The 14,581-nt window shown below is 39.3% G+C and carries 12 protein-coding genes; 1 reads left to right on the forward strand and 11 read right to left on the reverse strand.

Features of this window, described 5'->3' with window-relative positions:
* Window positions 1-164: 164 nt before the first annotated feature.
* From FVQ77_05630 to recA, 3 genes are all read right to left on the reverse strand, one after another.
* Window positions 165-533, reverse strand: coding sequence for a four helix bundle protein (locus FVQ77_05630; protein MBW8049811.1), 369 nt, complete (start codon window positions 531-533; stop codon window positions 165-167).
* Window positions 534-660: 127 nt separating this feature from the next.
* Complete coding sequence (locus FVQ77_05635) at window positions 661-861, reverse strand: hypothetical protein (GenBank protein ID MBW8049812.1); 201 nt, start codon at window positions 859-861, stop codon at window positions 661-663.
* Between the two features lie 195 nt (window positions 862-1,056).
* Window positions 1,057-2,160, reverse strand: a complete 1,104-nt coding sequence (recA, locus tag FVQ77_05640) for a recombinase RecA (GenBank protein MBW8049813.1) — start codon at window positions 2,158-2,160, stop codon at window positions 1,057-1,059.
* A gap of 168 nt (window positions 2,161-2,328) precedes the next feature.
* On the opposite strand from recA, the gene FVQ77_05645 reads away from it, so the two are divergent.
* Complete coding sequence (locus tag FVQ77_05645) at window positions 2,329-3,534, forward strand: hypothetical protein (GenBank protein ID MBW8049814.1); 1,206 nt, start codon at window positions 2,329-2,331, stop codon at window positions 3,532-3,534.
* Between the two features lie 13 nt (window positions 3,535-3,547).
* Here FVQ77_05645 and FVQ77_05650 read toward each other — a convergent pair whose 3' ends face one another.
* The 8 genes from FVQ77_05650 to FVQ77_05685 all read right to left on the reverse strand — a co-directional run bounded on the left by FVQ77_05650 (window position 3,548) and on the right by FVQ77_05685 (window position 14,577).
* Window positions 3,548-5,455 (reverse strand): cytochrome c oxidase subunit I, encoded by a 1,908-nt coding sequence (locus FVQ77_05650; protein MBW8049815.1) that lies wholly within the window; start codon window positions 5,453-5,455, stop codon window positions 3,548-3,550.
* 66 nt (window positions 5,456-5,521) lie between these two features.
* Entirely contained in the window at window positions 5,522-6,610 is a 1,089-nt protein-coding gene (locus tag FVQ77_05655) for a cytochrome c oxidase subunit II (protein ID MBW8049816.1), read from the reverse strand.
* Window positions 6,611-6,641: 31 nt separating this feature from the next.
* Entirely contained in the window at window positions 6,642-7,886 is a 1,245-nt protein-coding gene (locus tag FVQ77_05660; protein ID MBW8049817.1) for a quinol:cytochrome C oxidoreductase, read from the reverse strand.
* Window positions 7,887-8,461: 575 nt separating this feature from the next.
* Window positions 8,462-9,013 (reverse strand): cytochrome c, encoded by a 552-nt coding sequence (locus FVQ77_05665; protein ID MBW8049818.1) that lies wholly within the window; start codon window positions 9,011-9,013, stop codon window positions 8,462-8,464.
* Window positions 9,014-9,043: 30 nt separating this feature from the next.
* Window positions 9,044-9,562 (reverse strand): DUF3341 domain-containing protein, encoded by a 519-nt coding sequence (locus tag FVQ77_05670; protein MBW8049819.1) that lies wholly within the window; start codon window positions 9,560-9,562, stop codon window positions 9,044-9,046.
* A 31-nt stretch (window positions 9,563-9,593) separates the two neighbouring features.
* The gene (locus FVQ77_05675) at window positions 9,594-9,785 is read right to left on the reverse strand and encodes a type II toxin-antitoxin system HicB family antitoxin (protein MBW8049820.1); all 192 of its coding nucleotides are present in this window, start codon (window positions 9,783-9,785) and stop codon (window positions 9,594-9,596) included.
* Window positions 9,786-9,941: 156 nt separating this feature from the next.
* Window positions 9,942-11,318, reverse strand: coding sequence for a hydrogenase (locus FVQ77_05680; protein MBW8049821.1), 1,377 nt, complete (start codon window positions 11,316-11,318; stop codon window positions 9,942-9,944).
* Between the two features lie 49 nt (window positions 11,319-11,367).
* Window positions 11,368-14,577: a 4Fe-4S dicluster domain-containing protein gene (locus FVQ77_05685; protein MBW8049822.1), complete on the reverse strand. Its 3,210-nt coding sequence runs from the start codon at window positions 14,575-14,577 to the stop codon at window positions 11,368-11,370.
* Window positions 14,578-14,581 lie beyond the last annotated feature (4 nt).

Consider the following 14,581-nt stretch of genomic DNA (forward strand, 5'->3'; position numbering starts at 1 on the left):
ATTAGTATATCGTTTCACTAAAATAATACACCAAAAATAATTACTATCCTCAATTATTCATAAAATCCCAATTTCAAAATCCCAAGTTCAAAATAAATCCCAATTTCAAAATCCCAAGCTCAAAATAAATCCCAAATGAAAAATCCCAAAAACAAAACCACCAATCACGATTGTCTGCCTCCTGATGACTTATTAATGATAGTGCTTAGAATACTTATGATCTCTTCGGATTCCTGAATATCAGCAGCAACTTCATTGGGATTCAGGTAAGTACCACTTATTGTCCGCAGAAAAAACCTGACTTCCTTAGCCTCCTTCCTGGATATCCCCACTTTGTTTATGAAATCCTTTTTAGTCAAAGTCCCATCGGCTTCTTCAAAATTAGCGCCTACAGAAGTTCCCGAAGCGCCCAATTGTCCACGTATTCTGGCACATTCAGGATATTTGGGAAGCAATTTACATATTTCGAGCATCCTTTTTCCAAATAGCAATAATCGCTCTCTCAAATCATACGGCTTTTTGGGATTTTTCATTTGGGATTTATTTTGGATTTTGAGCTTTGGATTTGGGATTTTATTTGTTTCATCTTAAAGTTTAGGAATAATATAGGTTAAATGTTATCCTTTTTATGAAACGCTACACTAGGGAGCGCATAGCGGATCAACGTTCGCTATGCTCAATGCTCTTATTTTTCATTTCTTTTTTTCTGTCTATAAAATAATGAATAAACTTAATAATAGACATTATACCAACGATAATAAATATAATTGCACCAATTATTCTTAAAGTTATTTCTATTTGCTCTAAAGATATAACTAAAAATAATATTGTCATTAATATAAGTTCACTTGTATCTTTCATTTTTGAGTTTTGAGTCCACTCTAAAAAGTCCGAAAAATAAAAATGCCACTAAATCACCAAAGCACTAAATCCCACAAAACCCTGAAAATCAATTAGTTAATTTTTAGTGGGATTTAGTGTTTTTGTGCTTTTGTGGCAAAAAAGACTTTTTAGAGTGGACTCAGTTTTAAAAATAAGATTTGTAATTTGAAAGTTCTACTGATTCACTTTATCTGGTTCCCCATCAACTTTTTCTTCTACTGTATCTGTTACTACCGGTTCGGGTTCTTCGGGTATTTTTTCAGTTTCAGTAAGTGTAGGCAGGGATTGTTCTCTTATCTTATTTTCCAATTCTTCCATTAATTCGGGGTTATCAGGCAGCATTGCTTTAACGCTGTCCCTGCCCTGCCCGATCTTGCTACCTTTAAATGAGAACCATGAGCCGGATTTTTGAAGGATATCCAGTTCAACGCCCAGGTCAACCAACTCACCTTCTTTTGAAATGCCTTTTCCATACATAATGTCAAATTCTACCGTTTTGAAAGGAGGAGCAACCTTATTTTTAGCAACTTTTACTTTTACACGGTTACCGGTAATTTTATCAGGTCCATCTTTGATTTGGCCTATCTTTCTAATGTCAAGGCGTACAGAAGCATAAAATTTGAGGGCATTGCCGCCCGTGGTTGTTTCAGGGTTGCCGAAAAATACGCCTATTTTTTGCCTTAGCTGGTTGATAAAGATACAACTGCAGCCTGTTTTATTAATAGTTCCGGTTAATTTTCTCAATGCCTGTGACATCAGCCGTGCCTGGAGGCCCATGGTGCTGTCTCCCATCTCACCTTCTATTTCGTTTCTGGGCACCAGGGCAGCCACTGAGTCAACGACCAGGATATCTATTGCCCCGGAACGGATAAGGTTCTCGGTAATTTCCAGCGCCTGTTCCCCGTTGTCTGGCTGTGATATAAGCAGGTTTTCAGTATCGATGCCTAAATTTTCGGCATAAAGTTTATCAAAGGCGTGCTCGGCATCTATAAAAGCAGCAATGCCTCCGGTTTTTTGAGCTTCAGCAATAGCGTGCATGGCAAGTGTGGTTTTACCTGAAGATTCAGGGCCATAAATCTCTATCACTCTGCCTCTGGGTAATCCGCCTATTCCAAGCGCCATGTCAAGACCTATGGAGCCCGTAGAGATAACAGGCATATCCTGTACCTTCTCATCACTAAGCTTCATCACAGTGCCTTTACCGTAAGATTTTTCAAGTTTTTCTATGGTGAGCTGCAGGGCTTTAAGCTTTTCGGATTTTTCTGAGTTTGTGCTCATGGTTTTAGTTAGTTTTTTAAATATGAAATTATACAACGGGGTAAAGTTACTTTAATAAAAATAATTAGCAAAATGTTTTTTTGGTTTTAATTTTTAATTTCTTAAATTTACAGTCAGAATAGGATATCAAGCAGCCCATATCCTTAAAGAAAGAGTAAGAATAAACGTATGAAAACAATCATAATGAAAAAATTATTATTTCTTACTTTCCTGTCTATCTTTTTAATTAATCCCGTACCAGCCCAATTAGACAACAGCGCTTTTTACGATGAAATAACAATTGCATCTAATACTAAAAACAAGCTCTATCTTGGTATCAATAACCTTAATTTTGCAAAGAACAATGAATACTTCAATAAAATAGCCGATGGCTATACCTTGTTCGGTTTTCAGCTCAATCCAGCGCTTATTTATTACCCTTCTGACAATGTCCGCATTGATGGGGGCATATTTTTGTGGAAAGACTTTGGCAATGACAGGTTTTCTCAAATAGCTCCTACCTTTACAATAACGATTAAGAAAAACGATCTCCGTTTTCTCTTCGGGAATTTAACCGGGAGCCTCAATCACAGGCTGATAGAACCCATTTATGATTTTGAAAAAATCATGCTTGACAGATTGGAACACGGAGCTCAGCTTATTTTGAAAAAAAATTGGTTGTACTTCGATGCCTGGATAGATTGGGAAAAAATGATATACCGGGATTCTCCTTTTCAAGAAGAAGTATCAGGAGGGCTATCGACAAATTTTATATTATTAAAAAAACAAGATAGTAATACAAATGAAGGGAACCTTTCCCGACCTGCGGTGCGGGACAGGTCGGCTTCGCCTCGCAATAAAAATCTGACATTTGAAATACCTTTTCAATTTTTTGCCTATCATAAAGGCGGACAGATTGATACAAATACCACACCGCTATTATCTGTACTTAATACAGCCGTGGGGTTTTCTATTGATAAGAGATTAGGCTCAAAGGTGTTTTATGATCTTCGCACTGATAATTATTTTGTTTATTATAAGGATTTTTCATTAACAAAAAGGCAAGCATTTAATGAAGGAACCGGCATTTACCTCAACCTCGCATTAAAAACAAAATTTCTAACGCTGATGGTTAGCTATTGGCAGGGAGAAAGGTATATCGCTGAATATGGTGGTAAGTTGTATCAATCAGTATCAAGTAAAAAACAGGGGGAGTATGAGGGGGTACGTCAATTGCTTTTTCTCAGGTTCATGCATGATGTAAAAATAACAGACAATATATTCCTGGTATTCCGCTTTGAACCTTATTATGATTTTGTTAATGATAAAATAGAATTTTCCCACGGGTTGTATGTGACTTACGGGCAGGATATTTTTTTGAAGAAAATAAAATAGCAAATAAATTCAATTACGTCCATTCTTCCTCACGTACAATTTTCGCCAGGTCTTTTTCCAAAGCTATCTTCTCATTTTCTTCAGGCGTGTTGGATTCTTTGGTTTTTGAATAAGGGACATTTTGAGGTATAAAGTCATCCTTTGCCCCGGGCTTGCTGTAATCATAAGGGCCGCGATAAACGGTAGGAATTTCACCTGACCAGTTGCCGTGAATTGGCTTGGGATCGGCAGTCCATTCCAGCGTGTTGGAGTTCCAGGGATTTTGTGGCGCTCTGCGTCCTTTGAAAATACTGTAGAAGAAATTGAACAAGAATATCAATTGAGCGCTCACTGCAACGAAAGCAAACATACTGATCATTGAATTCAGGTCTGCAAATTTATCAAAGGCATCAAAGCCGGTAAAGGAATAGTATCTCCTTGGAACCCCTGCCATACCAATATAGTGCATGGGGAAAAACACCAAATAAACAGAAGCAAAGGTGAGCCAGAAATGCAAATACCCAAGCTTTTCATCCATCATCCTGCCAAACATCTTGGGGAACCAGTGATAAACACCTGCTATTACACCAAATAAAGAAGACATACCCATCACGATATGAAAGTGAGCAACCACAAAATAGGTGTCGTGCAGTTGAATATCAATGGCAGGACTACCCAGGAAAAGCCCTGTTAAGCCGCCTGAAATAAATACGGAAACAAGGCCTATAGAAAACAGCAATGCAGGCGTAAAAATGATATTCCCCCTGTACAGAGTGGCGATATAGTTAAATACCTTAACGGCAGAAGGAACGGCTATGATGAAAGTGAGGATCATAAAGACTGACCCCAGAAACGGGTTCATACCTGTTATAAACATATGGTGCGCCCATACAATAAATGAGAGACCCGCAATGGCCAAAAGCGAACCAACCATTGCCTTGTATCCAAAGATAGGTTTCCTTGAACAGGTAGCAATGATCTCTGATGTGATGCCCAATGCCGGCAGCATAACAATATAAACTTCAGGATGGCCCAAAAACCAGAACAGATGCTGAAACAGAATAGCGCTTCCACCAATATTATGGAGCGCTTCTCCTGCGATATAAATTTCTGACAAGTAAAAGCTGGTCCCAAAACTCCTGTCAAAGATCAATAATAAAGATGCTGAAAACAATACAGGAAATGATAGTAAACCAAGAATAGCAGTGAGGAAAAATGCCCATATAGTTAAAGGCAATTTAGCGAAAGACAGCCCTGGTGTTCTGAGGTTGATCACCGTAGTGATATAATTGATGCCTCCCATTAACATAGCCAATATAAACAAGGCCATGCTGACAAGCCATAAGGTCATCCCCAATCCCGAACCTGCAATAGCCTGGGGTAAGGCGCTTAAGGGCGGATAAACGGTCCATCCCCCAGCCGCAGGGCCAGACTGAACAAAAAATGACCAGAACATAACCAGACTGGAGGCAAAGAAAAACCAGTAGGAGAGCATATTGATAAAGGGTGACGCCATATCGCGGGAGCCGCACTGGAGGGGAATGAGGTAATTGCTGAAGGTTCCGCTCAATCCGGCAGTTAGCACAAAAAACACCATGATGGTACCATGCATGGTGATCATGGCCAGATAAAATTCCTGGTCGATCTTACCATTTTGAATCCATGCCCCTAATATAGGTTTGAGAAATCCCATTTCCATATCGGGATAACCAAGCTGCAGCCTCATCAAAACAGACAGGGCAGCCCCGATCAAAGCCCAGAAGATACCGGTAAACATAAACTGCTTGCCAATGATCTTATGGTCCTGGCTGAAAACGTACTTAGTGATAAAGGATTCTTTTTTATGATCGTGATCGTGTCCAAGTCCGTTTTCCTCAATATGAGCAAAACCGTCTCCTTCTTTGGTATCAATTTGCTGGGTTTTTGTGCCTGCTTTTGCCATGTTTAAAGTTTAGAGATTAAAGTACAAAGTTAAAAATTTTTATATGTAAATATACAAATCTATTACTTATTCTTCTTCATCCTCACTTTCATCTCCTTTTACTTCCTCCTGCGCTAAAGCTTCATCAGGCAGGCTTTCAATACCTAACACAAATTTCCTTAATTTTTCAGGCACTTTTTCCAGATATTCAGGATGTTTACTTAGCCATGACTTTTGTTCAGAGAGCCACTTATAGTAATCCTCCTCCTCATCTACATAAATCAGATATCGCATAGCAAAATGTCCCTTGCCGCATAATTCAGCACAGGCGAGCTCATATTTAAAATCAGGGTTATTGAGCTTCTTGCGCATTTCTTCCGTAGTAGTTCTCGGAGTAAAATAGAACCTCGTAGGCATACCTGGCACTGCATCCATTTTTACCCTAAAATGAGGTGCATAGACACTGTGCAATACGTCCCGCGACCTGATCTTAAACATAACAGGCTTGCCTTTTGGGATATGGATTTCACGGGGACTAAAATCATCCAGGGATGCTTTGTCGGTAAAGTCTACACCGTTTTCATTGGTTTCATCAATAAGCCTGAAATCATATTTGCCTAATTTACCATCGGGGCCCGGATACCTGACTTTCCAGGCAAATTGCTTGCCCATAATTTCTACAATTACAGGATCTTCAGGGGGATCCATCATCACATTTATCCAGGTTTTTAATCCGTAGAATGCCATAATAACGATCATAATTGTAGTAGCAACTGTCCAAAAGATCTCTAATTTATGATGATCAGGAAAGAAATATGCTCTTTTGCCTTCTTTATATTGGTATAAGTAAGGGAAGACGAAAAGTAGAGTATTTAAGAAAAGCCAGGCAATAACCGTAACTACTGTAGTTACCCAAAACAGATTGTCAGTTACCAGGCCATGTACAGAAGCGGATTCAGGTAAAAACTTTAAACTGAACTCTCCATAAGTCCCGAATAATAATCCGATGCCTAATACCATGATGACCGGGAATAAAATAGCATTTACCTTATTGAGCTTGTCTACCCGCTTTCTGAAACTTCCACGTAGAACAGAAAAGAGAGTGTGGGTCCGGTAACCTAACAGTAAGATCACCATGATCAGAATGGCAGCGATGATTAGCAATATTTTGAACATATCATTTTGAATTTGAAAATATTAAGAAAATTTAAACAGTATGATGCACACTCTCCTCCAACATCGGATGATGCTTCGCTATCAGCGATGCTTTGGAAAGCGCAAAAAGAACAGTATATAGAAAAATACCGATATAAATCACTGTAACGCCTATTTCCATAAAACCTATACCTCCCTGTTCGTGTACGGTGCCGGGCATCACCATCAGGTAAAAATCCAGCCAATGACCGAAAAGAACTAACATACAAACAATTTTCACTATTGCCATATGGCGCTTCGAATCTCTTGTCATCAATGCCAGGAAGGGAAAGATAAAGTTAATGATCAGGGTGGCAAAAAACCATGGAGCATATTGATCGCTCAACAACCTTTGTACAAAATAAATTGACTCTTCGGGGATATTGGCATAATAGATCAGGAAGAATTGACAAAACCACAGGTAGGTCCAGAAAACGCTGAAAGCAAATACAAATAAAGCCAGGTTATGAATATGGTTCTCATTTACGATTGCCAAATAGCCATTTTGTTTGAGATATATTACTATCAATGTAATAAAGCACAACCCTGAAACAAACCAGCTTGAAAACACATACCACCCGATCATGGTGCTGAACCAGTGAGCGTCAATGGACATGATCCAATCCCAGGCAGCCATAGAAGAGGTAACGCCAAAAATTACCATAAAAAAAGCGCAGATCATTCTTAGCTTATTAAAATGTTCAAGCCCGCCACTAATATCTTCCGTAAGAGAATATTTTCTGATCAACCAGAACAGCCCGAACCATAATACAAAATATCCTACCATCCTGGAAGTAAAAAATGGCATATTCAGAAAGCCACTCTTTCCATCGAGTATTTCATCATACCTTGCATCGTTTTTATCATAAAGATATTCGTGTGTCCAATGAAACAGGTCATGGTTTGCAACAAGAAATATAATTAGCATCAGTACACCTGCAACAGGCAAAAAGTAGCCAAAAGCTTCCGGGACTCGCTTTATTGACACCGACCATCCTGCCCATGCTACATATTGCATAGAAAGGAAGAACACACCAATAAGCGCTATACCTGTAAACCAGACATTATTGAGCCAAAGATTCGCCCATAGTCTTTTTGACCAGTGGAGAACATGATTTAGAGCTTCTCCTCCCTCATGCTCACCGTGACCGCCAACGTTCATTAATACAATTCCGAGTATCACCAATAAGATACCGGCACCGATCATTGTCATCAGGCTTTTTTTAGCCTTTTTTGTAAATTCAAATTTTTCTTCCATGAGATAGTTATAAAAAAATCACTTTATTGGTTTAACTATTATTTAGAAAAGATTTTGAAGAATACCGCCAACGGTGTCCTCCATAAACCCAAAAAACAAGCTCTCTGGATTTTGATTCCCATTCATCTATAGTATTAAGGTCACCCCCCTTAGTTTTATCCCATTGATATTCAAAAGCGCCACCAGAATAAAACGATGCGGAACATCTAATTATTTATTTCTATGCTTTTTTTCCCTTTTTTCTTCCCTTTTTTCTTTTATTGTTTTAGCTGGCTTCTTTTTTATGTTTTTTTTAGCATTTCTTTCTTTTGCCATGATTTTAGATTTTGGTTATTATTTTTTTTAAATGGTTGCTAACGTATGTGCAATTCTTAGACTTATATCCCCAATATGGTACGGTAAACGAAGTCTGCAAAGATCAAATTTAATATTTTTTTTTCAATCCATACTTAAAATAATCGTTATCTTGTATTTTTACTGTAATTGTTTTCATGATTATTTAAATTGGTTTTTCAAACGTAATTGATTATTTGTCATAGTTTATTGTTTATTGTCAACTGTCTACTACCTATTGCCTACTGCTTCTGCTTCTGCAATGCTTGAACATAATGAACGATCTTCCACCTTTCCTGTGGATTAAGCTGCGAAGCATGAGACCCCATCCTGCCCTTTCCCCAGGTGATGGTATGGAAAATATGTCCTTCTGCCAGATTCTTTACCCTGCCTTTATTGTATGCAGCAACGCCTTTAAAAACAACACCAACAAGCCCATCCCCTTGCCCGGTTTCTCCATGGCAATGAACACAAAATCTTGAATACAATACTTTACCTTCCTCCAGTATTTCATCAGTCAGCGAAATTGGATTCTTTAAAGTTCTTGCAGCCAGTTCAAAGCTGTCTTTAGGTATATGATAAGGCATCTGTCCGCGGGCAATCGTGCCAGGAACAGGTTCCCGCATTCTACTTGCATCAGAGTTGGCTTGAACTTCTGTTTTTTTAAGAGGTTCATAGGGAATTGAGTGATACATATTAGGCGCAAATTCAATACCCGGGTCACCCGGATCCTTTTGGCAGGAGGTCAGTATTACGAAACTGAAAAAAATAATATAGTACAGATATTTGTTCATATTGAAATTCGTTAATCGTTATATTATATGTTACATTTCTTTCTTATTAACTTCAGCCGCACCTGTATCCTTTAAAATTGTAGTGATCTTTTTTGCATCCAGATCATTTGCTTCAAGTTCAACTGCCAAAACAAATTTATCATTAACACTTCTGACGTCAAACATTTTTGCTTTCACACCAGGCAAAAGCCAGCTCCTTAAAAGGAAAGTTGCTACCATTCCCAAAGCACACAACAATACGGTCATTTCAAAAGCAACAGGTATAAAATCAGGCAAAGGGATACCCGATTTACCGCCAATGATCATAGGCCAGTCAAAGCCCAGCATCCATATTTGCATCAGCAGCGCAAGAGAAGTACCGGTGGCTCCGAACAAAAACGCCACAATATCTATCCTTGATCTTCTGAGCCCCATCGCTTTATCCAATCCATGCACAGGAAATGGTGTATAAGCTTCATGGAGCTTTACGCCTTTGTTACGGCTTTCTTTTACAGCTTTGAGGAGAACTTCCTCATCATCGTAGATTCCGACTAGATAATTGTTAGCCATTGTTTACAAAGTTGATTATCATTAAAGTAATTCAACAAAATATTCTACAAGGTAAAGGCAAATTATGCGCTTTTCTGGTTTCTATGCTTAACTCAATAGCTTCCTTAATATTTTTTAAAGCTTCTTTTTTGGTTTTACCTTGAGATACACAGCCTGGTAATGATGGACACTCAACTACAATATAATTATCTTCACCTTTAGTTAATGTGATAATAAATTTCATATCAATTATTTAATTAATGTATATGAACTGCTACTGCTACTTCTCCCTATTCCCTTATTCCCTCATCTTTAACCAAACCCATTGTCCATCAACATGAATGTTGAGTTACAACCCCCTATTTCCCTATTTTCTACAATCCACGACATAAATGTCGTGCTACGATTCCTTCCCATTCACCCTATCCGAAGACGATTTCAAAATTGACTTCACCTCCCACATATTTATCACCGGTAGTACCTTTGCAAATAATAAGAAACAGAGGAAGAAAAAAGCCAGTGAAAACAGGAAATCGCCCATATCTATGAGCGTTGGGTAGAACATAGCCCAACCAGATGGAAGATACTCCCTGTGCAACGAAGTTGTAATGATCACAAAACGTTCAAACCACATGCCTATATTGATCACGATTGACAAAATAAATGTACCAATTAAGCTTCTTCTTATTTTCTTTATCCAAAAAAGCTGCGGTGACAACACATTACAGGTCATCATGACCGCATAAGCCCACCAGTAAGGACCCGTAGACCTGTTTATAAAGGCATATTGCTCGTAAGGCACGCCTGAGTACCAGGCAATAAAGAATTCTGTAATATAGGCGATACCGACAATAGAGCCGGTAAGAATTATGATCTTATTCATGGATTCAATGTGTCCCCTGGTTATGTAATTTTCCAGCTTAAATACCTTTCGGGTAATAAGCATTAAGGTCAACACCATAGCAAAGCCGGAAAACATAGCTCCCGCCACGAAATAGGGCGGGAATATAGTGGTATGCCAGCCCGGCACCAGGGTAGTGGCAAAATCCATACTTACAACTGAATGTACTGATAATACAAGCGGGGTAGCAATACCGGCTAAAATCAAGCTTACCTGTTCATATCTTTGCCAGTCTTTTACGGAACCAATCCAGCCAAAGCTCAATATGCCATAGATGAATTTAGATACTTTATTTTGGACTTTTTCGCGTATCGTGGCCAGATCAGGTATTAAGCCCATATACCAGAAAACTAAAGAAACAATAAAATAGGTGCTTATTGCAAACACATCCCACAATAAAGGTGAGTTGAAATTGACCCACAGCGAACCAAATGTGTTGGGTAATGGAAACACCCAATAAAACCCAACCCAGGGACGGCCCATGTGTATAATTGGAAATAAACCAGCACACATCACAGCAAAAATCGTCATTGCTTCGGCTGAACGGTTGATGGAATTTCTCCATTTTTGCCTAAAAAGCAATAATATGGCAGAAATGAGCGTTCCCGCATGCCCGATCCCTATCCACCAAACAAAGTTGGTTATGTCCCATGCCCAGCCTATTGTCTTGTTCAATCCCCACATACCGATGCCTTCGAATAATGTGAAGTATAAAGAGATCATTCCAAGTGTTAAAAGTCCGAGCACAAATCCTACTGTCAGCATCCAGGAGATGGTAGGTTTACCAATCACCTGCCTGGTTATGTCATCGGTCACATTGCCCATGGTTTTTTTGCCTGTGACTAAGGGTTCTCTTACGGAAGATACTACTTGCATGGTCGTTGTTTGTAATTCAGTTACAATTCAGTTGTAAATTACTATTGAATTATTTATTCCTAATCTTCGTCAAATAACTCACATTCGGCTGCGTATTCAATTCTTCAAGCACATGATAAGCCCTGTCTTTGTTTTCTTCTTCCAATGTTTTAGATATCTTGCTTTTCGGATCGTTCATATCACCAAATACAATTGCCTCTGTGGGACATGACCGGGCACATGCTGTTGTAAATTCACCATCAATGGGTCTGCGGTTCTCTTTTTTAGCCTTTAATTTACCTTCCTGAATTCTTTGCACACACATGGTACATTTCTCCATCACTCCCCTGGAGCGAACTGTAACATCGGGGTTCAAAACCATTTTACCCAGCTCATTGTTCATATTATAATCAAACTGGTCATTTTCGGGATACTTGAACCAGTTAAAACGCCTTACTTTATAAGGGCAGTTGTTAGCGCAGAATCTTGTACCAATGCACCTGTTATACACCATCTGGTTCAATCCTTCCGTACTATGCGTTGTTGCCAGCACCGGGCAAACTGTTTCACAGGGAGCGCGGTTGCAATGCTGACACATCATGGGCTGAAAAGTAACTTCAGGATCTTCTGAAGGGACGTCCAGGCCATCCAGGTCATCCTTTTCAGCATCGCTGCTATAATATCTGTCGATCCTGATCCAGTGCATCTCTCTTCGGTTAAGCACTTCCTCTTTGCCCACTACCGGCACATTATTTTCAGCCTGGCAGCCGATCAGGCAGGCGCTGCATCCGATACAGGAATTCATATCTATGACCATGCCCCAATGATGGTTGGGGTGTTCATGTTCTTCATGCCCTTTGGGCCATAATGAAACATCTTTTGGATCTTTAGGCCCTTCATGGGTCTGTACTTTTGGAAAATCACGCCCGGCTTTCGGGTCTTTCAAATATTCTTCAAAGGTAGCTTCCTGGACAATAGCATCCCGATCCATGAAGGTGTGATGGGTCTGTGTCTGGGCTACATTACCACGATCACCTCTACCAACCCTGGTAATCCGGGTATTCAAATGCAAATCTTTATGGTTTTCATCCTGAGGCTTTTCTGTTTTGGTGATCTTTACATTGCTGGTAGAGAAATTAAGAGAACCATCTGTAATTGAGGCAAAAGGATAAGCATTTTTTCCAATACCATTAGCACACTTGCCGGCATTTTTTCTGCCATAACCAATGGCTATTGCCGCTGTACCAAAAGCCTGCCCTGGCTGAATTAATACCGGAAGTACTACTGAATTATCACCCGCCTCTATCTTAACATAATCGTCCTGTGTCAATCCTTGATCTTTAGCATATTTAGCTGAAACTGACAAATAATTGTCCCAGCAGGCTTTGGTGATAGGATCCGGCAGTTCCTGCAGCCAGGGGTTATTTGCCTGTGAGCCGGTTCCTATCCCAATCTTTTCATATAATACAAGCTCACTTGTTTGTGGATTAGCCTTATATTTTTTATTTATCTTTGATGCCAGATCATTTAATGCAGTACTAAAGTTTTTTTCACCTTCCATTCCTTCATGGATACTGGTATAATTTACATTCGGAGCTAATTCAAAAACTCCATCATGCAAACTTTTATCCCAAAATTTCTGAAAGGAAGTATATTTCGTTTGAAGTGGAAACAGATTGCTTTTCCAGCTTTCTTTCAAATAACTGTAATAATCTTTTTGAATATTTGCCCATTTTAAGAGACTTTCCTGTGCTGCTCTTGTTTTAAAAATAGGTGAAATTGTTGGCTGCCCCAGGCTGAAATATCCCTTTTTCGGTTCTGCATCATTCCATGCTTCAAGGTAATGATGATCGGGACAAATATAATCACACAGGCTTGCTGTCTCATCAACCCTGTCACCAAAAGAAACTTTTAAGCCAACGTTTTTAAGAGCATCTGCCAGATCACTCCCTGAAGGATGATCGTAAACAGGATTGGCATTGTAAAAAATAACAGCGCTGATATTTCCTTTTCTTACATTTTCAATGAATGATCCCATAGCAGCATCATCGCCTTGCTTTTGGAATGAAGGAACATCTATCTCAACTGCATTACCATAGTTTATCAACAACTGGTTGATCTTATTGACCAGGATTTGGACAGAAACATCATTAGAGCCGCAAACAACTAATGATCTGCCTTTATTTAGCCACAAGTCACTAACAGCTTTATCAATAAATTTTACATTTTTAACAGGTTCTGTGTTAATCGTTTCCCTTCCGGCTAATTCAGCTAGCTCATTATACAAAGCCGCAACCACCAATCCCTGCTGTGATGGTTTGATTGTAGAACGATGATCAGCATTGGCGCCGGTAAGCGATAAAACAGATTCAAACTGGTAATGGCGTGACATACTCTTCCTGCTCTTTCCTATCTTCCTGGTCTTTGAATACTGGCGGGCATATTCTACAGGCGAGATCCAGGTTCCCAGAAAGTCTGCTCCAATGCTTACGATAATATTGGCTTTGCTGAAATCATAAGAAGGGATTAAGTACTTGTCAAATGTAGCTTTATTCGCATATAATATGGCTGAGGATGAATTGGCGTCATAAGTAATATGTTTGGCGGTAGGATATTTAGCCAGGAAATCATCAACGACCTTTTTGGTGGCAGGACTGATAAGGGTTGAGGAAATGATCCTGATCTGACCGTTATTTTCAGCAATTTTCTCTAATTTAGAAATGACCTTTTTATCTGCATCCTCCCAGCTAATGTATTTATCTTTTCCATTTTCGATTTTTCTCGGCCCTTTTAACCGTCCATTATCATATAAACTTAAAACTGACGCCTGTGCCCGGGCATTCAACCCACCCATTGTTACGCCTGAAAGCTTGTTTCCTTCAATTTTGATCGGCCTGCCTTCCCTTGTTTTAACCAATACACTGCAATAATCGCTGCCATCCATATAGGAAGAGGCATACCAGTTGGCTACTCCCGGGTCAATTTCTTCAGGTTTATTTAAATACGGGATAGCTTTTTTGATAGGAGTTTCACAGGCGGCTAAAGATGCTGCGGCTACACTGAAACCAACCATTTTTAAAAAATCACGCCTGTTGGATGATAAAATACCGGAACTCCGGAGATTTTCTCCATTAGGATCATTTACCTGCCTGCCCGCAGGCAAAGAGTAGAAGGATGCCGGCAAAGGTTCGGAAAACTCTTTACCGGCATTTTCCAAAAATTCAGGATCTTTATTGAGTTCTTCAATTCCCTGCCAGTATTTTTTAGTGTTGTTTTTCATTATA

It is taken from the genome of Cytophagales bacterium (assembly GCA_019456305.1).
In the GTDB taxonomy this organism is placed as follows: Bacteria; Bacteroidota; Bacteroidia; order Cytophagales; family VRUD01; genus VRUD01.

Excerpts from the sequence above, each read along its gene's own strand:
- FVQ77_05630 (MBW8049811.1), bottom strand. The coding sequence starts at position 533 with ATGAAAAATCCCAAAAAGCCGTATGATTTGAGAGAGCGATTATTGCTA.
- FVQ77_05635 (MBW8049812.1), bottom strand. The coding sequence starts at position 861 with ATGAAAGATACAAGTGAACTTATATTAATGACAATATTATTTTTAGTT.
- recA (MBW8049813.1), bottom strand. The coding sequence starts at position 2,160 with ATGAGCACAAACTCAGAAAAATCCGAAAAGCTTAAAGCCCTGCAGCTC.
- FVQ77_05645 (MBW8049814.1), top strand. The coding sequence starts at position 2,329 with ATGAAAACAATCATAATGAAAAAATTATTATTTCTTACTTTCCTGTCT.
- FVQ77_05650 (MBW8049815.1), bottom strand. The coding sequence starts at position 5,455 with ATGGCAAAAGCAGGCACAAAAACCCAGCAAATTGATACCAAAGAAGGA.
- FVQ77_05655 (MBW8049816.1), bottom strand. The coding sequence starts at position 6,610 with ATGTTCAAAATATTGCTAATCATCGCTGCCATTCTGATCATGGTGATC.
- FVQ77_05660 (MBW8049817.1), bottom strand. The coding sequence starts at position 7,886 with ATGGAAGAAAAATTTGAATTTACAAAAAAGGCTAAAAAAAGCCTGATG.
- FVQ77_05665 (MBW8049818.1), bottom strand. The coding sequence starts at position 9,013 with ATGAACAAATATCTGTACTATATTATTTTTTTCAGTTTCGTAATACTG.
- FVQ77_05670 (MBW8049819.1), bottom strand. The coding sequence starts at position 9,562 with ATGGCTAACAATTATCTAGTCGGAATCTACGATGATGAGGAAGTTCTC.
- FVQ77_05675 (MBW8049820.1), bottom strand. The coding sequence starts at position 9,785 with ATGAAATTTATTATCACATTAACTAAAGGTGAAGATAATTATATTGTA.
- FVQ77_05680 (MBW8049821.1), bottom strand. The coding sequence starts at position 11,318 with ATGCAAGTAGTATCTTCCGTAAGAGAACCCTTAGTCACAGGCAAAAAA.
- FVQ77_05685 (MBW8049822.1), bottom strand. The coding sequence starts at position 14,577 with ATGAAAAACAACACTAAAAAATACTGGCAGGGAATTGAAGAACTCAAT.